Here is a 20,541-nt window from a genome sequence, read left to right as displayed (position 1 = left end):
GGTCAGTGCTCGAAGTTGACCATTTTCGCCATCACCAGCACGCCGACGGTGATGGAGAGCAGGCCCGCGCCGGTCATGATGATGCCGCGCGGGTCGGTGGTGAGCGCGGCCACGTAGGTCGGCGACAGGACGCGGAGGATCGCGTACATGACGAAGGGCAGAGAGCCGATGATCATGGCGGAGGCGCGTGCCTCGGCCGACATCGCCCGCACCTTCAGCTTCAGCTGGCGACGGCTGCGCAGCACGTTCGACAGGTTGCTGAGGGTTTCGATCAGATTGCCGCCGGTCTCGCGTTGGATCGACAGGCTGATGACGAAGAACTTGAACTCGGCGGTGTTCAGCCGTTTGGCGGCTTCCCAGAGGACCTGCTCCGGCGTCTGGCCGACCCGCAGGCCGTCGGCGATCTTCTGGAACTCGATGCCGACCGGATCCTCCATCTCGTTGGCCACGGTGCGGAACGATTCCGAAGGCGGCAGGCCCGACTTCAGGCCGCGCTGGATCAGGTCGATCGCATCCGGAAACAGATTGTTGAACCGGTTGATACGGCGCGAGCCGAGCTGCCCGACCGCCAGATAGGGCAGGCCGATGCCGGCGACGATCACGGCCGCCAGGGTCAGGATCAGCGGCGGGCTCATCATGGCATGCACGATCACGCCGCCGGCGATGCCGGAGAAGGCGCTGACGAGCAGGTAGCGGCCGAGCGAGATCGACCGGCCGGTGCGCGCCAGGCGCTCGCGCAGCTGCTCCTGGTTGGGCAGTACGCGCTGTGCCAGCTTTTCGGCGCCGCCCTTGGCCTCGCGGCGCACGATCGCCTGTGCTTGCTGGCCCTCGACGGTGGGCCGATGGCGCTCCAGCATGTCGGCGACGCGCCGCTTCGCCTTGCGGTCGCCGGCGACGACGGGGCGCATCGCCAGGAACAGCATCAGGAAGAATACGGCGATGCCGAGCGCCACGAACAGCAGGGTCGGGTCGAAATCGGCCGGCAGCAGGTTCATCACAAGGCCTCCAGCAGCACGCGATCGAGGCCGAAATACTGCGCCTTCTCGGTGAATTGCGGACGCAGGCCGGCGGACTTGAAGGTGCCGCGCAGCCGCCCATCCGCGCCTTCGCCTTCGTAGACGAAGGAGAACAGCTCCTGCGTGGTGATGATGTCGCCCTCCATGCCCACCACCTCGGTGATCGAGGTGATGCGCCGGATGCCGTCGCGCATGCGGCTGATCTGCACGATCATGTCGATCGCGGCGGCGATCTGGGTGCGCACCGCCTTGGCCGGCAGACCGATGCCGGACATGCCCACCATATTCTCCAGGCGCGTCAGCGCCTCGCGCGGCCGGTTGGCGTGGATCGTGCCCATCGATCCTTCGTGGCCGGTGTTCATCGCCTGCAGCATGTCCAGCGCCTCGCCGGCGCGAATTTCGCCGAGAATGATGCGGTCGGGCCGCATGCGCAGGGCGTTCTTCACCAGATCGCGCTGATTGATCTCGCCGGTGCCTTCCAGGTTGGAAGGGCGGGTCTCGAGACGAACGACATGCGGCTGCTGCAGCTGCAGCTCGGCCGCGTCCTCGATGGTGACCACGCGCTCGGTCGGGTCGATCATCTGCGACAGCGCGTTCAAAAGCGTCGTCTTGCCCGAGCCCGTGCCGCCCGAGATCAGGATGTTGAGGCGCGACCGGGCGCCGATGCGCATCACCGTCGCCATCGCCTCGGAGATGTTCTGCTGGCGGACCATGACATCCAGCGTGATCCGCTTCTTGGAGAACTTGCGGATCGAGATCGTCGGGCCATCGATGGCCAGCGGCGGGATGATGATGTTGACGCGGCTGCCGTCGGCGAGGCGCGCGTCGCAGAGCGGCGAGGTCTCGTCGACGCGGCGGCCGATCCGGCTGACGATACGCTGCGCGATGTTCATCACGTGCGAATTGTCGCGGAAGCGGACGCCGGTCAGCTCGAGCTTGCCGCGCCGCTCGACATAGACCTGTTTCGGCCCGTTGACCATGATGTCGTTGATGGTCTCGTCGGCGAGCAGCGGTTCGAGCGGCCCAAGCCCCAGCATCTCGTCGACCAGGACCGTCATCAGCGAGCGCTGCTCGCTCAGGTTCATCTGCAGCTTCTGCTCGCCGAGCAGCTCGCGCACGCCTTCGCCGATCTGTTGGGCCAGGTCGCTGCGCGACATCTTGGCGGCGGCCTGCACGTCGATGCGTTGCACCAGCAGGGGCAGGATGCGGTCGCGCGCGTCCTCGACGACGGAGGCCGTCTGCTCGCCGGGCGGTGCCGACGCCCCCTCCGCGGTCCCTTCCGCGCCCGGCATCATCTGCCCGCTGCCGCCGGGCGCGCCGGGGCGCGGCAGCAGCATGTTGAGGACGCGCGTCACCAGGTCGCGCTGATCGAGCAGGTCAAGCGACGAGCGGTCGGCGCCCAGCACTTCGATGGTGATCTCCGCGACCCGCTTGGCGATCTCGCCGCGCGGGGTGCGCGCCAGTTCCTCCGCCGGCAGGCGCGACCGCGCCACCTCGGACACCTTCTCCGCGATCACGGCGAGATCGGGCTTGGTCGCAACCTGGCCGTTCTCGCCGCGGCGGAACCGGGCGATCTGCGCAACGGAAGCTACGCGGCTCTGGGGCGGTCCGTCGGACGGGGGCATGGCGTCGCTACTTCTTCTTCAGCAGCCGCCACATCGACGCGCCGCCCTTCGCGGTCGGCGCGCCCACGACGGCGCGATCGATGGCGCGGAGCTGCTCGACCAGCCGGCTCTTCTTCGCGACCTCGGGCAGGGCGCGCCCGACGGTGGCCGCCTTGGCCATCAGCTGCGGCTCGTCGGGCAACAGGACATCGATCTTGGCATCGATCGCCTTTTCGAACTCCTGACGGCTCACGCCGGCTTGCGACTTGCTGTCGGCCCGGTTGGCGATCAGAAGGACCTTGGTCGCCGGCGCTGCGTCATGAAAGAAGGTGAGCAGCCGCAGCGTGTCGCGCATGGCGGGCAGGTTGAGCTCGGTGACCAGCAGGATGTGGCTGGCTTGCGCGACCAGCTGGCCGTGGCTGGGCGCCAGGTTGCGGGGCAGATCGATCCAGATCCACTCGTAGCTGCGCCGGAGCTCGCCGACGAGCGCCTCGACGGCGGCCGGGTTCCAGTCCGCGGCACGGTCGAGCGCTTCCTCGGCCGACAGGATCGACAGGTTCCGCCCCTCCTGCATCATGGCGGAGGCGACGAACAGCTGATCGATGCGATCCGGGTTGTGCAGCGCCTCGGCCAGGCCGCGGCTCGGCGCCAGGTTGAGCGCCAGCGACGAAGTGCCGAATTGCAGATCCAGATCGAGCAGAGCGGAGCGGCGATCGAGCTCCTCGGCCATGATCCAGGCGGCGTTGGTCGCCACCATGCTGGCGCCGGCACCGCCGCGGGCACCGATCACCAGGACGATGCGGCCGCCTTCCGGCAGCGTGGGTCCCGCCGAGGCGCGCGCCGCTCCCTCGCCCGCCGCGGCGAAGGCCGCCTTGAGCGTATCGGAGGACACCGGCTTCACCAGATAGTCGACGAAGCCGAGCCGGATGAGCCCGCGGTAGAGGGCGACGTCATTCGCCTGGCCGAGCGCGATCAGACGACTGCCGTCTCCCGCGGCATCCTTCAGCGCCGCCGCCTCGGCGAGGGGATCGTCGCGGCCCGACAGGTCGACCACGAGCAGCTTGGGAATAATGCCGCGCGCCAGCCAATCCATGGCCTCGCGGGGCCCGCCGGGGCGCACCATCGCGCCACTCTTGTCGGAAGCCGCGTCGGCCAGCGTCTGGCGCGTCACGTCATCGCCGACGAAGGCCGCGAGAGGCGTCGATTCGCCGCCGTCGAGAAGCTTGTGCAGAAGGCGCATGCCGATACTCACTTACCCGTGGTCAGGGTCGAATTGTCCTTCGGCAGCGCCGGAACCTTGTTCTCGCGGTAGCGGCGGATGCCGTGGTTCATCGCCTCGGCCTCGGCGTTGTCGAGCTCGCGGCCGACGACCAGGTCGGCCGGATCGGCCACCATCAGGCCGAGATTGGTCTCGTTGGCGCAGCCGATATTGGAGGAGGGCTGGTTCGCCGAATCGGTGCCCGAGGGCTTGCGCCAGTTGGGGCAGGACGGCGTCGACACGATGTAGCGGCCGATCACCACCATGGCGCTGCCGGCGGCCAGGCGGCCATCGGCGATCGGCGCGACGGTGATGGGGCGCCGCGGCGCCGCGCCGGCGACGATCTGGCGCAGATGATTGACGCGGCGATCGGTCAGCGCCCGGTCCGCATCGGGCGGCGGGCTCAGGGTTATCCGCTCGTCGCCCGTGCGCAGGCCCGCCACCAGGAAGCGGGCGAGCTTGGCGCGCTCGTCGGGTGCAAGCTCGGCGGCGCCGGCCGGGAAGGATGCGACGAAGGCCTCGGAGCGCCAGTCCACCTGCAGGCGATTCGGGGCCTCGACCGCGGTCCAGGCCGCTTCCTCGCGCGCGCAGGCGCCGAGCGACAGCAACAGGATGGCGAAGAAGATCTTGCCGCGCGTCATGTGGGGCTCCTAGTCGAGGACGAAGCCGGCGGGGCCGATCAGGCCGTTCGCGGTCGGTCCGGCGGCGCGCGACGGCCCGGGGCCGATCTGCTCGCGATAGACTTTGCCGCGGACGGCGCGGTCGACGTCGTTGGCCGGGATCAGGCCGTCCACCGGCGTGGAAAGCTTCGCGGTCGGCATCACCGGCCGCACCAGGTAGGGCGTGACGATGATGACGAGCTCGGTCTCGTTGCGGCGGAAGCCGTTCGAACGGAACAGCGCGCCGAGGATCGGAATGTCGCCGAGGCCCGGCACCTTCTGCGCATCGGTCCGCATGTTGTTCTGGATCAGGCCGGCGATTGCCAGGCTCTGGCCGCTCGCCAGCTCCACCGAGGTCTCGGCGCGGCGGGTGGTGAGCGAGGGAATGCTGAATCCGTCGAGCACGATGGCGCCGCTCTCGGAAAGCTGGCTCACCTCCGGCGCCACCTTCAGCGCGATCCGCCCGCCGGACAGGATGGTGGGGATGAAGTTGAGCGAGACGCCGAACTTCTTGAACTGGATCGTGATGGTGGTGTTGTCCTGCGGCACGGGAATCGGGAACTCGCCGCCGGCGAGGAAGCTCGCCGTCTCGCCGGATACGGCCGTCAGGTTGGGCTCGGCCAGGATGGTGGCCAGGCCCTCGGTCTCCATCGCATCGATGACGGTATTGAGGTCCACGCCGAGCACGCGGCCGGTGCCGACGATATTGTTGACGCCGGCAGTGCGCGTCGCGATGGCGGAGCCGGGGAAGGCGCCGACGGTGGTGGCGGCGCCGGTGGCGATGCCGAAGGCGAATTTACCGCTGGTCAGCGCATCGATGTTGAACCCGATGCGCTTCACCAGATCCCGGCTGACCTCGACGATGCGGACCCGAAGGTTGATCTGATTCGAATCGGTCAGCGTGATTCGGTTGATGATCTGCTCATCCTTGGCCAGGAAGCGTTGCGCGATCCGCTGCACGTCTTCGGCCTGGCCGGCATTCGGGACCAGCCCCTGCAGGACGATGCCGCCCTGCACCGACGTCGCGCTCACTTCCGCATCCGGAACGGTCTGGCGCAGCTGCTCGTTGAGGCGGGTCAGGTCGTGCGTCACCAGCAGGCGGAGGTCGAGCAGCACGCGCTCGCGCTCGTCCACCGCGTAGAGGGTGGTATCGCCCGCCTTCTTGCCGAACACGTAGACCAGGGTCGGCGACTTCACGCTCACCTCGGCCACGGCGGGATCGGCGACGAAAACCGCCGCCGCCGGACGATTGAGCTTGATCAGCTGCCCGCGGCTCACCTCGATGGCGAGCTTGTTGCCGCCGGAGGCCACCACCTCGATCGGCTGCGCCGGAGCGGCCTGCTCGGGGCGGACGACGGTCTGGGCGGCGGCGGCATGCGCGAGCACGAGGCCGGCGGTGATTCCGCCGAGCAGGCGGAGGAGGGGGGTCTTCATCAGTTGTCGTTCCTGCTTTCGACCGGGGCCTCGGCCTCGCCGCCGCCGGATGCCTGGGCGCCATCGTCCGCGGTGATCTGCTGCGTCTGCCAGCGCCCGCCTTTGCGTACGAACGGAACGTCCTTCGACTTGCCGCCCTGCACGACGCTGACCACGAATTCCGGCTCGCCCTTCGGCGTGGTCTTCAGCAGCCGGCTCACCTCGGTGTCGAGGGTGAAGGTGGTGCCGCGCAATCCCGGCTTCCGTTTGGTCGGGTCGTCGCCGTCGGCGCCGGCCTGCACCAGCTCGGCCGCCGGCTCGAGGCTGCGCAGCGCCAGCGACAGCCGGCCGAGCTCGGTAATCAGGGGGATGATCTCGGACTGCTTCGGCGTGACTTCCAGAGTGGCGGTGCGGCCGGGATCCGGCTTGTTGGCCTGGTCGTCGCTGCGCTGGTCGATTGCCAGGACGCGAACGTCGGCAAGCACGGTCTCCGCGCCCTTGCGCGCCGTCTTGGACGCCTTGTCGTAGTTGTGGGTCAGGATCAGGTCGACACGGTCGCCGGGGAAGACGAAGCCGGCGATGCCGGATGTCGCATTGATCGGCACGGTGACCGCGCGCATGCCGGGCTCCAGCACGGCGGCGAGGAAGCCGCGCTCGCCGGGGAACACCACGCGCGCGCCGGTGATCGGCTCGCCGCCGGCAATGCCCTGGCGCACGACGGCGCCGACGAAATCCTCGAGCTTCTTCTTGCCCTGCAGGACATAGGCGTCGGAGACGGTGTCATCGGGCCAGGCCTGCCAGCGCAGATGCGTCGGCTGCAGCAGCGTGCCTTGCGGCAGGTTCTGCTTCGCCACCAGCACCACGGTCGACGGCTTCGGCGCGGCCGGCTTCGGCGCCTGGACCTGGACCATGGAGCGGCGCTGCGCCTCCAGCCAGTTCTTGGCACCGAAGAAGGTGGCGCCGGCGGCGATCAGCGCAATCAGACCGAACAGCAGGGCGCGGATGTTCATGGGGGCAGCCTCAGATGTTCAGGAGCAGGCGGCCGGTCAGATAGGCGGCGCCGATGGCGATGGCGATCCCGTAGGGCACGGGGGCGGCGAGCAGGCCCCGGCGGGCCAGCACGGCGCCGTCGACCTGCGAGCGGCTCTGCAGCATGGCGTGGGCGAGGAAGATCAGGGCGAGCAGGCCGCCGCTCATCATGGTCAGCAGCAGCACCGGGAACACCAAATGCGGTCCCGCCCAGAGCGCTATGGCCGCCAGCAGCTTCACGTCGCCGCCGCCGATGATGCCGCGGCTGAAGGCGAAGAAGCCGGCGAAGAAGACGACCGCGCCGCAGATCAGGCCTGCCAGCCAGTCGACAGGCTGCGGGCTTGCGATGAGATGCGCGGGATAGAAGCCGATGACGAGCAGCACCAGACGGTTCGGGATGCGGAATGCCCGCAGGTCGCCGACCGCGGCCCAGGCGACGGCCATGAAGAAGCAGAGAACGACGAATTGGTGGATCGAAACGGACATGGTCGCGGAGACCCGAAAGCGGCGATTGAATGGGCGATTGCGTGTCGGTCTCAGCCTGCGCCCCTGCCGTTTAAAGAAGCGTGAATAGAGGCTTTAGTATTCGGACGTAGACTTTGAATAAATTTCGAGGTGATTTGAATATAGATCCTGCCAAATCGGCAGTTTGGCCTCGGCCATGCGGCCTGAATGGCGGGGCCGATGCCGTGGCCGGGCGATTTCCCGCGGTGCCCCCCACAACGAAACGGGGCGGCCTGCAAGCAGGCCGCCCCGCACCGTGTCGGAAACTGGAGGCTGATTAGCCGCCGGTGCCGGTTTGCTGGACACCAGAAGCCGCATCGTTCAGCTCGGTGCTGACGATGCCGAAAATGGTATCGAGCGAGCTACCCATGGCCTGCAGGGCCGTGATCGCGGCGACCGACACGAGCGCGGCGATCAGGCCGTACTCGATCGCGGTGGCGCCGGACTCGTCCTGCATCAGATTCTTGAACGTGCGCAACATATGACGATCTCCTGGATAGAGCGAAATCTGCTCGGCAGGTCCGACTATGGGACAGCCGTCTTAACGAATCATGAAATCGAGATGGAAAATTCGTCCGGACATAGTATTTATCCGGTCAATCAAAGTAATAATCGCGGCAAACTTACATAAAACTATCAGCAATTCCAATCAAGCCGCTTGCCGGCCGGCCCGGCGCTGCCGCCCGGCTTCAGATGCCGAAGTCCCGCGCGGTCAGGATTGGCAGCAGCCGCAGGCCTTCCCGCGCCAGATTGGCCTCCGCCCCTTCCAGGCGGTCGACCACCGTGATGACGGCGACAATGCGGGCGCCGGCCTCGCGCAAGGCGCCGATCGCCTTCATGGCCGACCCCGCGGTGGTGGTGACGTCCTCCAGCACCGCGACCGGACGCCCAGCCAGGCTCTCGCCTTCAATCAGGCCCTCGATCAGCCGGCGGCTGCCATGCTCCTTCACCTCCTTGCGGACGAAGAAGGTGCCGAGCCGGCGTGTGCCGCGGGCCCGCGACTTCATCCCGACCGCCACCGCGATCGGCACGGCACCCATTTCCAGCCCGCCGACATATTCGGCGCCGGTCTCCAGGACGGCATCCAGCACCAGGTCGCCGATCAGGTCGATGCCTTCCGGGTCGAACATGGTCCGCTTCATGTCGAAGTAGAAGGTGGTCGTGCCCCCGGAAGCCAGCTTCACCGCCGGCCCGAGGGAGAGCGAACGGGCGCGGATCACGTCGATCAGGCGGGCGCGGGCAGTCGTCGGCATCGGTTCGGCTTCCTGGTGAGTTTCTGGCGGGTTCCTGGGCCAACCGGTGTCAGATCGACCGGCCCTCCGTCAAGCCTCGGCGCGCCGCGTTGACGGCATCGCTGCCGCCTCGCTATAAGCGCTGGCCCCATATCACATGGGGGATGGCTTTCACGACGACGGCGTCAGACCGTCGCGCATTCTTGGGGACGGAAACTGGAGATCTTCCTTCAGCTGACGTTGAACGGCCTGGCGGTCGGCTGCATCTACGGCCTTGTCGCGCTGGGCTTCGTGCTCATCTACAAGGCGACGGAGCTGGTCAATTTCGCCCAGGGCGACCTGCTCATGCTCGGCGCCTTCATCGCCTATATGGCGGTGGTGCTGTGGGGGCTCGATTACTGGGTCGGCCTGGTCATCGCTGTGCTGGTGATGGCCGTGTTCGGCGCCTTGCTCGATGCCGTCATTCTCCGGCGCGTGATCGGCCAGCCGCAATTCGCCGTGGTCATGCTGACCATCGGCCTCGGCGCCATGTTCCGCACCTTCGCCAGCGTCACCTGGGGCTCGGAGATCTACACGCTGCCCACGCCGTTCTCCGCCAAGGTCACCACGCTTGGCGGCGTGACCATCAGTCACGAATATGTGTCGATCATCGTCGGCACGATGATCCTCTGCGCCGTGCTCTACACGTTCTTCACCCATACGCGGCTCGGCGTCGCCATGCAGGCGGCCTCGCAGAACCAGCTCGCCGCCTACTACATGGGCATTCCGGTCAAGCTGATCTTCTCGCTGATCTGGGCGATCTCGGCCGGCGTCGCCGCGGTGGCCGGCATCCTGCTGGCGCCCGTCTCGCTGATCGACATCAATATCGGCTTCATCGGCCTGAAAGCCTTCGCGGCCGCGGTGCTCGGCGGATTCGGGTCGATCCCGGGCGCCCTGACCGGCGGCATCATCATCGGCCTGATCGAGCTCTATTCCGGCGCCTGGCTGCCGGAAGGCTTCAAGGACGTGTCGGCCTATGTCGTGCTGCTGCTCATGCTGGCCGTCCGGCCGCAAGGGCTGTTCGGCGCGCTCGGCCGCAAGAAAGTGTAGGCGGCAGGCCATGCGCTTCTTCTTCAAGACCGACTACGTCCAGGACATCCGCCTGTTCCGCGACAAGGTGGACACGTTCTGGTACGCGCTGCTCGGCCTTGCCGTGATCGCCCTGCCGCTGGTTCTGATCGCGCTCGAAGAGGACTACTTCATCGGCGAGATCACCTGGGTGTTCATTTACGGCATCTGCGGCCTGTCGCTGATGGTGCTGGTCGGGTTCACCGGCCTGGTCAGCCTCGGGCATGCCGCCTTCCTCGGCATCGGCGCTTACGCGCACGCCTATTTCATCCAGCACGGCGTGCCGTTCTCCGGCGCCATCGTGCTCGCCATCATCATCACCACGCTGGCCGGCATCCTGGTCGGGCTGCCGGCTCTGCGCATGACGGGCATCTATCTCGCCATCGCCACGCTCGCCTTCGCCATCATCATCCAGGAAGTGTTCTCGCGCTGGGAATCGGTGACGCACGGCTTCGCCGGCATGCCGGTGGAAAAGGCCACCGTTCTCGGCTTCTCGTTCGAGGACGATACGGCCTTCTACTATCTCTGCCTGTTCTTCCTGGTGCTGGCGCTCTGGCTCACCAAGAACCTGCTGCGCTCGCCCACGGGCCGCGCCTGGATCGCCATCCGCGACAGCGAGATCGCGGCGCAGTCGATGGGCGTCAACCTCGCCCTCTACAAGACCATGGCCTTTGCCTACTCGGCCGGGCTGATGGGCATGGCGGGCGCGCTCTTCGCCCACAAGATCGCCTATCTCGCGCCCGACATCTTCACGGTCATCCTGTCGATCCAGCTGCTGCTGCTGGTCATCGTCGGCGGTCTCGGCTCGCTGCACGGGGCGATCTTCGGCGCCATCTTCGTCGCCCTGCTGCCGCCCACCATCGCCATCCTGCGTGACTACCTGCCGGAGGCGATCTCCCGCCAACCCGGCCTCGAAGCCGGCATCTTCGGCCTGATCCTGGTGCTGGTGATCCTGTTCGAGCCGCTCGGGATCTACGGCCGCTGGATGAAGATCAAGCTCTATTTCTCGATGTTCCCGATGTACAAGCGCGCCACCTTCAAGCGGCAGAAGAGCTACATGAAGTCGGAGCGACTGCGGTGACCTTCTTCAAGGCCGATGGGCTCGCGATCAACTTCGGCGGCATCAAGGCCGTCGACGGCGTCACCTTCGAAGTGAAGAAGGGCGAGATCTTCACCATCATCGGCCCGAACGGCGCCGGCAAGACGACGATCTTCAACCTGGTCAGCCGGATCTACGAAGCCTCCGAAGGCAAGCTGGTCTTCGAGGACCGGGACATCACGCGGACGCCGCCGCATCAGATCGCCAAGCTCGGCATCGCCCGGACCTTCCAGAACATCGAGCTGTTCGAGCACGCGACCCTGCTGCAGAACCTGCTGCTGGCGCGGCACGCGCACAAGAAGTCGGGGTTCTTCGGCGAGCTCCTGTTCACGCCGGGCGTGCGCAAGATGGAGCTCGAGCATCGCGAGGCGGTCGAGAAGGTGATCGACTTCCTCGATATCCAGCAATACCGCGACACCTATATCGTCAACCTCCCCTATGGCGTGCGCAAGGTGACCGAGCTCGCCCGCGCGCTCTGCACCGATCCGAAGCTCCTGCTGCTCGACGAGCCCTCCTCCGGCCTCAACGTGGAGGAGACCGCGGACATGGCGTTCTGGATCCAGGACATCAAGAACCTGCTCGGCGTCACCGTCCTGATGGTGGAGCACGACATGAGCCTGGTCTCCGCCGTCTCCGACCGGGTGCTGGCGCTGAATTACGGCCGCATGCTGGCGCAAGGCACGGCGCAGGAGGTGCAGACGCATCCCGAAGTCGTTCGCGCCTATCTCGGAGGGTGAGCCGTTGAGCGAGCCGATCCTCAAGGTCAGCAATATCGAGACCTATTACGGGCCGATCATGGCGATCCGCGGCGTCTCCTTCGAGGTCGCCGAAGGCTCGATCGTCACCATCCTCGGCGCCAACGGCGCCGGCAAGACAACGGTGCTGAAGACCGTCTCCGGCGTGATGGATCCGCAGAAGGGCACCGTCGTGTTCCAGGGCCGCGAGATCCAGCGCATGGATCCGGACAAGGTGATGCGGCTCGGCATGAGCCACGTGCCGGAGGGGCGCGAGGTGTTCCCGTTCCTCAGCGTGCGCGAGAACCTGCGCATGGGCGCCTATATCCGGAAGGACCCGGACGGCGTGGCGCAGGATCTGGAGGCCGTGTTCGGCTACTTCCCGGTGCTGAAGGAGCGGGCCGACCAGCGCGCGGGCTCGCTCTCCGGCGGCGAGCAGCAGATGCTCTCGATCAGCCGCGCGCTGATGGCGCGGCCGAAGATGATGCTGCTGGACGAGCCCTCGCTCGGCCTCTCGCCCAAGCTAGTGAAGGACATCTTCGACATCATCGTCCGCATCAACCGCGAGCGCGGCGTCACCATCCTGCTGGTCGAGCAGAACGCCAACATGGCGCTCAACACCGCCGATTACGGCTACGTCCTCGAAGTCGGCCGCATCGTGATGGCCGATACCTGCGCGCGGCTCCGCGAGAAGGAGGACATCAAGGAATTCTACCTCGGCATCAAGGAAGAGGGTGCCCGCGGCACCCGGCGCTGGAAGAAGAAGAAGACCTGGCGTTAGCTTCGTGCGTCCGGCGGGGCGATCCCCGGCGTTTTCTTGCTCCGACCAAGTGCCGCTGAACCGAAACGTTGCTTTCTGCGTTGGCCCGTCTGCGGCCATTTGACCGCGGCTTCGCGCGGGGTTGAGATGGGTGGCCGGCTGCGCAGGAGTCGCCGATGCCCGAACGCAAGCCACTGTCGTTCCATGTGCCGGAGCCGGCGGTCCGGCCCGGCGGCACGCCGGATTTCAGCGACGTCACCGTTCCGCGCGCCGGCAGCGTGCGCCGGCCCGAGGTCGAGGCCGATCCCGAGAGCATCCGCGACCTCGCCTATTCCATCATCCGCGTCCTGAACCGCGAGAGCGAGGCGGTGGGCCCCTGGGCCGGGCTGCTCACCGACGACGAGCTGCAGCAGGGCCTGCGCGACATGATGACCCTGCGCGCCTTCGATGCGCGCATGCAGATGGCGCAGCGCCAGGGCAAGACCTCGTTCTACATGCAGCACACGGGCGAGGAGGCGGTCAGCTGCGCCTTCCAGCGCGCGCTGGACCCGGGCGACATGAACTTCCCGACCTATCGCCAGGCCGGCCTGCTGATCGCCAGCGGCTATCCGATGGTCGACATGATGTGCCAGATCTATTCCAACGAGCGCGACCCGCTGAAGGGCCGCCAGCTGCCGATCATGTATTCCTCGCGCGAGCACGGCTTCTTCTCGATTTCCGGCAATCTGGCGACGCAGTTCATCCAGGCGGTCGGCTGGGCCATGGCCTCGGCGATCAAGCGCGACACCCGCATCGCCGCCGGCTGGATCGGCGACGGCTCCACGGCGGAATCGGATTTCCACGCGGCTTTGGTCTTCGCCTCCACCTACAAGGCGCCTGTCGTACTCAACATCGTCAACAATCAATGGGCCATCTCGACCTTCCAGGGCATCGCCCGCGGCGGCTCCGGCACCTTCGCGGCGCGCGGCCACGGCTTCGGCATCCCCTCGCTCCGGGTCGACGGCAACGATTATCTGGCCGTGCATGCGGTCGCCAAATGGGCGGTGGAGCGCGCCCATCGCGGCCTCGGGCCGACCCTCGTCGAATACGTCACCTACCGCGTCGGCGCGCATTCGACCTCGGACGATCCCTCCGGCTATCGCCCGAAGGACGAATCCGATGCCTGGCCGCTCGGCGATCCGGTGATCCGCCTGAAGAACCACCTGATCCAGCGCGGCGTCTGGAGCGAGGCGCGCCATGCCCAGCGCGAGGCCGAGATCATGGCCGAGGTGATCGCGGCGCAGAAACAGGCCGAGACGCACGGCACGCTGCATTCCGGACCGAAACCGTCGGCGCGCGACATGTTCGAGGGCGTCTATGCGGTGATGCCGCCGCATCTCCGGCGCCAGCGCCAACAGGCGGGGTATTGACGATGGCCCGCAAGAGCATGGTCGAGGCGATCCGCGACGCGCTCGACGTGTCGATGGGGCGGGACCCGAACGTCGTCGTGTTCGGCGAGGACGTCGGCTATTTCGGCGGCGTGTTCCGTTGCACCCAGGGCCTGCAGCAGAAATACGGCACCAGCCGCTGTTTCGACACGCCGATCAGCGAATCCGGCATCGTCGGCGCCGCCATCGGCATGGCGGCCTACGGGCTCAGGCCCTGCATCGAGATCCAGTTCGCCGACTACGTCTATCCCGCCTACGACCAGATCGTGTCGGAGGCGGCGAGGCTCCGCTATCGCTCCAACGGTCAGTTCACCGTGCCCATGGTGGTGCGCATGCCGACCGGCGGCGGCATCTTCGGCGGCCAGACCCACAGCCAGAGCCCGGAAGCCCTGTTCACCCATGTCTCCGGCCTGAAGACGGTGGTGCCGTCCAATCCCTATGACGCCAAGGGCCTGCTGATCGCCGCCATCGAGGACGACGACCCGGTGATCTTCCTGGAGCCGAAGCGGCTCTATAACGGCCCCTTCGACGGCCATCCCGAACGGCCGGTGACGCCATGGTCCAAGGACCCGCGCGGCGAGGTGCCGGACGGGCACTATGTGGAGCCGCTCGGCAAGGCGGCCATCCGCCGCGAGGGCAAGGCGGTGACCGTGCTCGCCTACGGCACCATGGTGCATGTCGCCGAGGCGGCCGCGGCCGAGACCGGGATCGACGCGGAGGTGATCGACCTCCGCACCCTGCTGCCGCTCGATCTGCCGGTGATCGAGGCCTCGGTGAAGAAGACCGGCCGCTGCGTCGTGGTGCACGAGGCGACCTTGACCTCGGGCTATGGTGCCGAGCTCGCCGCACTGGTGCAGGAGCATTGCTTCTATCACCTGGAGGCGCCGGTCCTGCGCGTGACCGGCTGGGACACGCCCTATCCGCATGCGCAGGAATGGGACTACTTCCCCGGCGCGGCGCGGGTCGGCCGCGCCCTCCAGGCGGTGATGGAGGCCTGACATGGGCTTGCGCAGCATCAGGCTGCCCGATGTCGGCGAAGGCGTCGCCGAGGCGGAAGTGGTCGAGTGGCATGTCAAGGTCGGCGACCATGTGCGCGAGGACCAGACGCTGGCCGCCGTGATGACCGACAAGGCGACGGTGGAGATCCCGGCGCCGTTCGACGGCACGGTGGTGGCGCTCGGCGCCGAGGTCGGCGGCATGCTCTCGGTCGGTGCCGAGCTGCTCCGCCTCGAAGTGGCGGGAGAGGGCGATGCGGAGGCGGCGCCCGCGCCGAAACCTCAACCCAGGGCCGAGAGCAAAGCCGAAGCACCCCGTTCCCATCCGGCCGAACCGGAAGACGAGCCGCCGCCGCCGATGCGGACACCATCTCGGCTTGGCCCGCCGCGCCCGGCCGGCGAGAAGCCGATCGCCTCGCCGGCTTTGCGCCGCCGTGCCCGCGAGGCGGGCGTCGATCTGCGCCAGGTGCGCGGCACCGGTCCGGCCGGCCGCATCGAACATGCCGATCTCGACGCCTTCCTGCGCGGCGGTGCCGCCGCGCCGGCCGGCGCGCGCCGGATCGCCAACACGACGGTCGAGGAGATCAAGGTGATCGGGCTCCGCCGGCGCATCGCGCAGAAGATGGCGGAGTCGAAGCGGCGCGCCGCGCATTTCTCCTACGTCGAGGAGATCGACGTCACGTCGCTCGAGGATCTGCGCGCGCATCTGAACGCGCAAGCCGCGGACGGCAAGCCGAAACTGACCCTGTTGCCCTTCCTGATGCAGGCGCTGGTGCGCACGGTCGCCGATTTCCCGCAGATGAACGCGCTCTACGACGACGATGCCGAGATCGTGCATCGCCATGGCGGCGTGCATATCGGCATCGCGACGCAGACGGCGTCGGGCCTGATGGTACCGGTGGTGCGCCATGCCGAGGCGCGCGACCTCTGGGATTGCGCGGCCGAAATGCAGCGGCTGGCGGAGGCGGCGCGCGCCGGCCAGGCCGGACGCGAGGAGCTCTCGGGCTCCACCATCACCATCACCAGCCTCGGCCCCCTCGGCGGCATCGTGACCACGCCGGTGCTGAACCGGCCCGAGGTCGCCATCATCGGCGTCAACCGGCAGGTGGTTCGCCCGCACTGGACCGGCGCGCAGTTCGTGCCGCGCAAGATGATGAACCTGTCTTCGTCCTTCGATCATCGCGTGGTCGATGGCTATGACGCCGCGCAATTCGTGCAGCGCATCAAGTCGCTTCTCGAAGCACCGGCGACGATCTTCATCGAGGTGTGAGATGCCGGAGATCCGGACCAAGGTGCTGATCATCGGCGGCGGGCCCGGCGGCTACGTGACCGCGATCCGTCTCGGCCAGCTCGGCATCGCGACCATGCTGGTGGAGCGCGCCTGGCTCGGCGGCACCTGCCTCAATGTCGGCTGCATTCCCTCCAAGGCGCTGATCCACGCCGCGGAGGCCTTCGAACAGGCTGTGCATCAGGCCGGCACCGATCGCTACGGCATCCGGGTCGAGCGCCCGTCGATCGATTTCGGCCGCACCATGGAATGGAAGGACGGCATCGTCGGCCGGCTCAAGGGCGGCGTCGCCGCGCTGCTGAAGAAGCATGGCGTGAAGACGCTAGCGGGCCACGCCACGATGCTCGACGGCAAGACGGCCCGCGTCGAATCCGATACCGGGCCGCAAGTGATCAAGGCCGAGCATGTGGTGCTCGCCACCGGCTCGGTGCCGGCGCCGCTCACCGCGCTGCCCTTCGGTGGCCGGGTAATCTCGTCGAGCGAGGCGCTATCGCTCTCGGACGTGCCGCAGCGCCTGGTCGTGGTGGGCGCCGGCTATATCGGGCTCGAGCTCGGCACCGCCTTCGCCAAGCTCGGGTCCAAGGTGACGGTGGTGGAAGCTGAGGATCGCATCCTGCCGGCTTATGACACCGAGCTGACGCGACCGGTGGCCCGTCGGCTCGGCGCGCTCGGCGTCGAGATGCTGGCGGCCACGCGCGCACGTGGACTCTCGCCCGATGGCGAGGCTCTCGTGGTCGAATTCGCGGGTGGCACCGAGCGCCGCCTGCCGGCCGACAAGATCCTGGTCGCAATCGGCCGCCGCCCTTGCACCGAGGGCCTCGGCCTCGATCAGCTCGATCTCGGCATGGACGGCGCCTTCATCCGCATCGACGAGCGCTGCGCCACCTCGATGCGCAATGTCTGGGCGATCGGCGATCTGACCGGCGAGCCGATGCTGGCGCATCGCGCCATGGCGCAGGGCGAGATGGTGGCCGAGATCATCGCCGGCCAGCGCCGCGCCTTCGACAAGGTCGCTATACCGGCGATCTGCTTTACAGATCCGGAAGTGGTCACCGTCGGCCTGTCGCCGGAGAAGGCGCGCAAGGCGGGCCACGAGATCCGCGTTGCGTCATTCCCCTTCCAGGCCAACGGCCGGGCGCTGACGCTCGGCGCGGAGGAAGGCTTCGTGCGCGTCACCGCGCGCGCCGACAACCATCTCATCCTTGGCATCGATGCGGTCGGCCAGGGCATTGCGGAGCTCAGCGCCGCCTTCGGCCTCGCGCTGGAAATGGGCGCCCGCCTGGAAGACATCGCCGGCACCATCCATGCCCACCCGACCCTGGGCGAGGCCTTCCACGAGGCGAGCCTGCGCACCCTCGGCGAAGCGCTGCATATCTGAGGCCGGCAATGAAAAAGCCCCGGCGGTTTCCCGCCGGGGCTTGTTCGCCTCGTGGGCCGCCTACAGCCCGACCTGCGTCACGAACTTGGTGACGAGATAGGGCTCGATCGCCTCCATGCCGCCTTCCGAGCCGTAGCCCGAATCCTTGACGCCGCCGAACGGCACTTCCGGCAAAGCGAGGCCGTGGTGGTTGATCGACACCATGCCGCTCTCGATCGCGTTGCCGATCGCTGTCGCCGTCTTGACCGACTTCGTATAGGCGTAGGCGGCGAGGCCGTAGGGCAGGCGGTTCGCCTCCTCCACCACGCTGTCGAAATCCTTGAACGGCACGATCGGCGCCAGCGGGCCGAACGGCTCCTCGTTCATGATCTTCGCGTCCGGCGAGACGTTGGTCATGACCGTGGGCTCGAAGAAATAGCCCTTGTTGGCGACGCGCTTGCCGCCGGTCTCGATCTTCGCGCCCTTGGCGATCGCGTCGGCGACGAAGCTCTCCATCACGTCGATGCGCCGCGCATGGGCGAGCGGGCCCATCCGGGTCGCCGGGTCCATGCCGTCGCCCACCTTCACCGCCTTGGCCGCGGCGACGAAGCCCTCGACGAACTTCTTGTACACGCCCTCCTGCACCAGGAAGCGGGTCGGCGACACGCAGACCTGGCCGGCATTGCGGTACTTGTTGGCGGAGAGGATCTTCACCGCGGCGTCCACATCGGCGTCGTCGAACACGATGGCCGGCGCGTGCCCGCCGAGCTCCATGGTGGCGCGCTTCATATGCCGGCCGGCCAGCGCGGCGAGCTGCTTGCCGACGGCGGTCGAGCCGGTGAAGGTGATCTTGCGGATGATCGGGTGCGGGATCAGGTATTCCGAGATCTCGGCCGGCACGCCGTAGACCAGGTTGATCACGCCGGCCGGCAGGCCGGCATCGACGAAGGCGCGGACCAGCTCGGCGCAGGCGGCCGGCGTCTCCTCCGGGCCCTTGACGATGATCGAATTTCCGGTGGCGATCGCGGCCGATGCCTTGCGCACCACCTGGTTGATCGGGAAGTTCCACGGCGTGAAGGCGGCGACCGGACCGACCGGCTCTTTGATCACCAGCTGCGCCACGCCGTCCATGCGGCCCGGCACGATGCGGCCATAGGCGCGGCGGCCTTCCTCGGCCATCCAGTCGATGATGTCGGCGCCCAGCAGGGTCTCGCCCTTGGCCTCGACCAGCGGCTTGCCGTTTTCCGCCGTCATCAGCTTGGCGATGTCGTCGGCGCGGCTGCGCAGGAGGTCGGCCGCCTTGCGCATCAGCTTGTAGCGATCGAAGGCCGAAACCTTGCGCCAGGCCTTGAAGCCCTTGTCGGCGGCGGCCAGCGCGCGGTCGAGATCGGCCTTGTCGGCATGGGCGACGGTGCCGATCTGCTCCTCGGTCGCGGGATTCAGCACCGGGATGGTGCGGCCGGTGGCGCCCTTCACCCAGGCGCCGTCGATATGCAGCGATACGTCGGAATACATGCTTCTCTCCCCAGCACGGCGATGGCGGCGGATAGTAGAGGGATATCTGTCCGGGTTGAAGCTGGCCGGCCGAGCCAGGCGCGGCCGGCCACAATTCTGCCGCATCCTTTTCCGGCCTCCTACGTTACCGCCATGTCTTCCGCGGCGCCGTCTCCGCGCGTTCGCCAGGTGGCTATTGGCATGGGGGCACAGCACCGCGAGCGCGAGAGGGATGCATGTTTCGGTTGGATCTGAACGGAGGCGAGACGGAGCGCATTCTGGCCTTCACGGCCGCCTTGCTGGTTCTTTCGATGGCATCGCGGGCCTGCTACGCCCTGCCGCCTGCCCTGGACATCGAGTCGATCGGCGCACCAGCCCGCATCTTGGTGAAGGGCGGCGGTGTCGATGTCGGCATCGCGCCGGCCGCCGGCCCCAATACCGGCGACTGGATCAGGGTGCCGCCCGCCGTCCAGGCGACCCCGACCCGGCCGGCGGCGCGGATTCGCCTGCCTTTGGAGGAGCCGCCGGCCGGCTTGTCGCGGGCCGCAGATACCGATCGCGTCATCGAAGCCGGCGGCGCAGGCCTGCATTCCACGCCTCCGTTCCGGATGCCCCTGCCGAAACCGGAGCCGCCGGAAGCGGTCGTCGAACCGGCGGCGGTGTCGCTGCCCGCCTCCCCGGCGCCGGGACCGGCCGGCGACGAGCCCGCTGCGGCAGCAGCGCCGCCGTCAGCGGTTGTCGGCAGCCGGATTTTGCTGAGCGATATGCCGGAGACATTGCCGCGCCGCTATGGCGGCCGAACGGCGGTCGATCTCCTGCTGCTGCTGGTCCAAGTGTTTTGCGTGATCGCCGCGATCATGGGCCTATACTGGGCCGTTGCCTCGCTGCGCGACCACCTGGCCTGGCGGCGCGAACAGCTGAGGGCCGCGAGGATCCAGGCGACGCAGCGCCGTATCGCGACGGCGCGACGGATCGCCGGGGTCTGATCGTTCCAGCGAACGGGCGTGACAAATCGAAGGGGAGCGCGGCGCATGCGGAAGGTTTCACTATTGGCTTCGCTGGCTTCGGCCGTTCTGCTCACGGCCTGCAGCGGCGGTGCCAATGCGCCCATGTCGGACCGGTATACGACGGCCCCGCCGCCCGGCAGCAGCGTGGCGCGGCCCGACCCGGCCGTGCCCGTGGTGCTGACCGACGAGGATGGCGTGCGCATGGTGCGGCAGCGGCTGGCCGAGCTCAACTTCCGCGCCGGGCCGGCCAGCACGATCTGGGAAAGCGATGCGCAGACGGCGGTGGAAGCGTTCCAGCGGAGCCGCGGCCTGCCGGCAGGGCCGCTCAACCGCGCGACCCTGAACGCCATGGGGCTGGAGACGGTGCCGCTTACATGGACCGGGCCCGTCGTCGGCACCAGCGGCCTGGCCGGCCTGCCTAACGATGCCGATGCGGCGCCCGGCCGGGTGCAGGTCGGCGCCGTGGTCGATGGCGGCCGCGGGGCGGCCGGCGCGCTGCCGCCGGTGCCGGGCGCGACGGTTGGCGTTGCTGGCGGGTCGCTGGCGCCTGGCTCGCTC

The 20,541-nt window shown here is 67.9% G+C and carries 20 protein-coding genes; 10 read left to right on the top strand and 10 right to left on the bottom strand.

Translation table 11 applies throughout. The annotated features are described in order from the left end of the window. Window positions 1-2 precede the first annotated feature (2 nt). The 9 genes from DT074_RS15290 to pyrE form a co-directional block, all read right to left on the bottom strand. Window positions 3-995: a type II secretion system F family protein gene (locus DT074_RS15290; protein WP_119420725.1), complete on the bottom strand. Its 993-nt coding sequence runs from the start codon at window positions 993-995 to the stop codon at window positions 3-5. Beyond that, entirely contained in the window at window positions 995-2,641 is a 1,647-nt protein-coding gene (locus DT074_RS15285) for a TadA family conjugal transfer-associated ATPase (protein ID WP_119420724.1), read from the bottom strand. Before DT074_RS15285 ends, DT074_RS15290 begins: the two co-directional genes overlap by 1 nt. Before the next feature lie 7 nt (window positions 2,642-2,648). Then, window positions 2,649-3,860 (bottom strand): CpaE/TadZ family protein, encoded by a 1,212-nt coding sequence (locus DT074_RS15280; protein ID WP_119420723.1) that lies wholly within the window; start codon window positions 3,858-3,860, stop codon window positions 2,649-2,651. Between the two features lie 8 nt (window positions 3,861-3,868). Further along, window positions 3,869-4,519, bottom strand: a complete 651-nt coding sequence (locus DT074_RS15275; protein WP_119420722.1) for a CpaD family pilus assembly lipoprotein — start codon at window positions 4,517-4,519, stop codon at window positions 3,869-3,871. A 9-nt stretch (window positions 4,520-4,528) separates the two neighbouring features. Continuing rightward, on the bottom strand, window positions 4,529-5,971 hold the full coding sequence (locus tag DT074_RS15270; protein ID WP_119420721.1) for a type II and III secretion system protein family protein: 1,443 nt from the start codon (window positions 5,969-5,971) through the stop codon (window positions 4,529-4,531). Further along, the gene (cpaB, locus tag DT074_RS15265; RefSeq protein WP_119420720.1) at window positions 5,971-6,960 is read right to left on the bottom strand and encodes a Flp pilus assembly protein CpaB; all 990 of its coding nucleotides are present in this window, start codon (window positions 6,958-6,960) and stop codon (window positions 5,971-5,973) included. Before cpaB ends, DT074_RS15270 begins: the two co-directional genes overlap by 1 nt. Window positions 6,961-6,970: 10 nt before the next feature. Then, the gene (locus tag DT074_RS15260) at window positions 6,971-7,465 is read right to left on the bottom strand and encodes an A24 family peptidase (protein WP_119420719.1); all 495 of its coding nucleotides are present in this window, start codon (window positions 7,463-7,465) and stop codon (window positions 6,971-6,973) included. A 295-nt stretch (window positions 7,466-7,760) separates the two neighbouring features. Further along, window positions 7,761-7,964, bottom strand: coding sequence for a Flp family type IVb pilin (locus DT074_RS15255; RefSeq protein ID WP_119420718.1), 204 nt, complete (start codon window positions 7,962-7,964; stop codon window positions 7,761-7,763). A 208-nt stretch (window positions 7,965-8,172) separates the two neighbouring features. Beyond that, window positions 8,173-8,736 carry an orotate phosphoribosyltransferase gene (gene pyrE / locus DT074_RS15250; protein WP_119420717.1) on the bottom strand — a complete coding sequence of 188 codons (564 nt, stop codon included), beginning with the start codon at window positions 8,734-8,736 and terminating at the stop codon, window positions 8,173-8,175. Window positions 8,737-8,955: 219 nt separating this feature from the next. Between pyrE and DT074_RS15245 the strand changes: the two genes are divergently transcribed. The 8 genes from DT074_RS15245 (at window position 8,956) to lpdA (ending at window position 17,503) form a co-directional block, all read left to right on the top strand. Continuing rightward, window positions 8,956-9,804: a branched-chain amino acid ABC transporter permease gene (locus tag DT074_RS15245; RefSeq protein WP_368744690.1), complete on the top strand. Its 849-nt coding sequence runs from the start codon at window positions 8,956-8,958 to the stop codon at window positions 9,802-9,804. 10 nt (window positions 9,805-9,814) lie between these two features. Beyond that, window positions 9,815-10,903: a branched-chain amino acid ABC transporter permease gene (locus DT074_RS15240; protein ID WP_119420715.1), complete on the top strand. Its 1,089-nt coding sequence runs from the start codon at window positions 9,815-9,817 to the stop codon at window positions 10,901-10,903. Then, the gene (locus tag DT074_RS15235) at window positions 10,900-11,658 is read left to right on the top strand and encodes an ABC transporter ATP-binding protein (RefSeq protein ID WP_119420714.1); all 759 of its coding nucleotides are present in this window, start codon (window positions 10,900-10,902) and stop codon (window positions 11,656-11,658) included. The genes DT074_RS15240 and DT074_RS15235 overlap by 4 nt, the downstream gene beginning before the upstream one ends. Window positions 11,659-11,716: 58 nt before the next feature. Beyond that, entirely contained in the window at window positions 11,717-12,436 is a 720-nt protein-coding gene (locus tag DT074_RS15230) for an ABC transporter ATP-binding protein (RefSeq protein WP_119420774.1), read from the top strand. 155 nt (window positions 12,437-12,591) lie between these two features. Further along, window positions 12,592-13,824 carry a 3-methyl-2-oxobutanoate dehydrogenase (2-methylpropanoyl-transferring) subunit alpha gene (locus DT074_RS15225; RefSeq protein WP_119420713.1) on the top strand — a complete coding sequence of 411 codons (1,233 nt, stop codon included), beginning with the start codon at window positions 12,592-12,594 and terminating at the stop codon, window positions 13,822-13,824. Between the two features lie 2 nt (window positions 13,825-13,826). Then, on the top strand, window positions 13,827-14,840 hold the full coding sequence (locus tag DT074_RS15220) for an alpha-ketoacid dehydrogenase subunit beta (protein WP_119420712.1): 1,014 nt from the start codon (window positions 13,827-13,829) through the stop codon (window positions 14,838-14,840). Between the two features lies 1 nt (window position 14,841). Beyond that, window positions 14,842-16,107 carry a dihydrolipoamide acetyltransferase family protein gene (locus DT074_RS15215; RefSeq protein WP_119420711.1) on the top strand — a complete coding sequence of 422 codons (1,266 nt, stop codon included), beginning with the start codon at window positions 14,842-14,844 and terminating at the stop codon, window positions 16,105-16,107. A 1-nt stretch (window position 16,108) separates the two neighbouring features. Beyond that, the gene (gene lpdA / locus DT074_RS15210) at window positions 16,109-17,503 is read left to right on the top strand and encodes a dihydrolipoyl dehydrogenase (RefSeq protein ID WP_119420710.1); all 1,395 of its coding nucleotides are present in this window, start codon (window positions 16,109-16,111) and stop codon (window positions 17,501-17,503) included. A 60-nt stretch (window positions 17,504-17,563) separates the two neighbouring features. Here lpdA and DT074_RS15205 read toward each other — a convergent pair whose 3' ends face one another. Then, window positions 17,564-18,997, bottom strand: a complete 1,434-nt coding sequence (locus DT074_RS15205) for an NAD-dependent succinate-semialdehyde dehydrogenase (RefSeq protein ID WP_119420709.1) — start codon at window positions 18,995-18,997, stop codon at window positions 17,564-17,566. A 290-nt stretch (window positions 18,998-19,287) separates the two neighbouring features. Between DT074_RS15205 and DT074_RS15200 the strand changes: the two genes are divergently transcribed. Both DT074_RS15200 and DT074_RS15195 read left to right on the top strand, forming a co-directional pair. Then, window positions 19,288-19,962, top strand: coding sequence for a hypothetical protein (locus DT074_RS15200; protein ID WP_162914925.1), 675 nt, complete (start codon window positions 19,288-19,290; stop codon window positions 19,960-19,962). A 123-nt stretch (window positions 19,963-20,085) separates the two neighbouring features. Next, the coding region (locus tag DT074_RS15195) for a peptidoglycan-binding domain-containing protein (protein ID WP_162914924.1) at window positions 20,086-20,541 on the top strand (456 nt) is incomplete at its 3' end.

The organism is Desertibaculum subflavum (assembly GCA_003576705.1).
GTDB classification, from domain to species: Bacteria; Pseudomonadota; Alphaproteobacteria; order Ferrovibrionales; family Ferrovibrionaceae; genus Desertibaculum; species Desertibaculum subflavum.
Note: the sequence above shows the minus strand (reverse complement) of the source record. Positions and strands in the feature narration are given on the sequence as shown.

What these genes read in the sequence shown, in the direction of transcription:
- DT074_RS15290 (WP_119420725.1), bottom strand. Translation starts at nt 995, where the DNA reads ATGAACCTGCTGCCGGCCGATTTCGACCCGACCCTGCTGTTCGTGGCG.
- DT074_RS15285 (WP_119420724.1), bottom strand. Translation starts at nt 2,641, where the DNA reads ATGCCCCCGTCCGACGGACCGCCCCAGAGCCGCGTAGCTTCCGTTGCG.
- DT074_RS15280 (WP_119420723.1), bottom strand. Translation starts at nt 3,860, where the DNA reads ATGCGCCTTCTGCACAAGCTTCTCGACGGCGGCGAATCGACGCCTCTC.
- DT074_RS15275 (WP_119420722.1), bottom strand. Translation starts at nt 4,519, where the DNA reads ATGACGCGCGGCAAGATCTTCTTCGCCATCCTGTTGCTGTCGCTCGGC.
- DT074_RS15270 (WP_119420721.1), bottom strand. Translation starts at nt 5,971, where the DNA reads ATGAAGACCCCCCTCCTCCGCCTGCTCGGCGGAATCACCGCCGGCCTC.
- cpaB (WP_119420720.1), bottom strand. Translation starts at nt 6,960, where the DNA reads ATGAACATCCGCGCCCTGCTGTTCGGTCTGATTGCGCTGATCGCCGCC.
- DT074_RS15260 (WP_119420719.1), bottom strand. Translation starts at nt 7,465, where the DNA reads ATGTCCGTTTCGATCCACCAATTCGTCGTTCTCTGCTTCTTCATGGCC.
- DT074_RS15255 (WP_119420718.1), bottom strand. Translation starts at nt 7,964, where the DNA reads ATGTTGCGCACGTTCAAGAATCTGATGCAGGACGAGTCCGGCGCCACC.
- pyrE (WP_119420717.1), bottom strand. Translation starts at nt 8,736, where the DNA reads ATGCCGACGACTGCCCGCGCCCGCCTGATCGACGTGATCCGCGCCCGT.
- DT074_RS15240 (WP_119420715.1), top strand. Translation starts at nt 9,815, where the DNA reads ATGCGCTTCTTCTTCAAGACCGACTACGTCCAGGACATCCGCCTGTTC.
- DT074_RS15230 (WP_119420774.1), top strand. Translation starts at nt 11,717, where the DNA reads ATGGCGATCCGCGGCGTCTCCTTCGAGGTCGCCGAAGGCTCGATCGTC.
- DT074_RS15225 (WP_119420713.1), top strand. Translation starts at nt 12,592, where the DNA reads ATGCCCGAACGCAAGCCACTGTCGTTCCATGTGCCGGAGCCGGCGGTC.
- DT074_RS15220 (WP_119420712.1), top strand. Translation starts at nt 13,827, where the DNA reads ATGGCCCGCAAGAGCATGGTCGAGGCGATCCGCGACGCGCTCGACGTG.
- DT074_RS15215 (WP_119420711.1), top strand. Translation starts at nt 14,842, where the DNA reads ATGGGCTTGCGCAGCATCAGGCTGCCCGATGTCGGCGAAGGCGTCGCC.
- lpdA (WP_119420710.1), top strand. Translation starts at nt 16,109, where the DNA reads ATGCCGGAGATCCGGACCAAGGTGCTGATCATCGGCGGCGGGCCCGGC.
- DT074_RS15205 (WP_119420709.1), bottom strand. Translation starts at nt 18,997, where the DNA reads ATGTATTCCGACGTATCGCTGCATATCGACGGCGCCTGGGTGAAGGGC.
- DT074_RS15200 (WP_162914925.1), top strand. Translation starts at nt 19,288, where the DNA reads ATGGCATCGCGGGCCTGCTACGCCCTGCCGCCTGCCCTGGACATCGAG.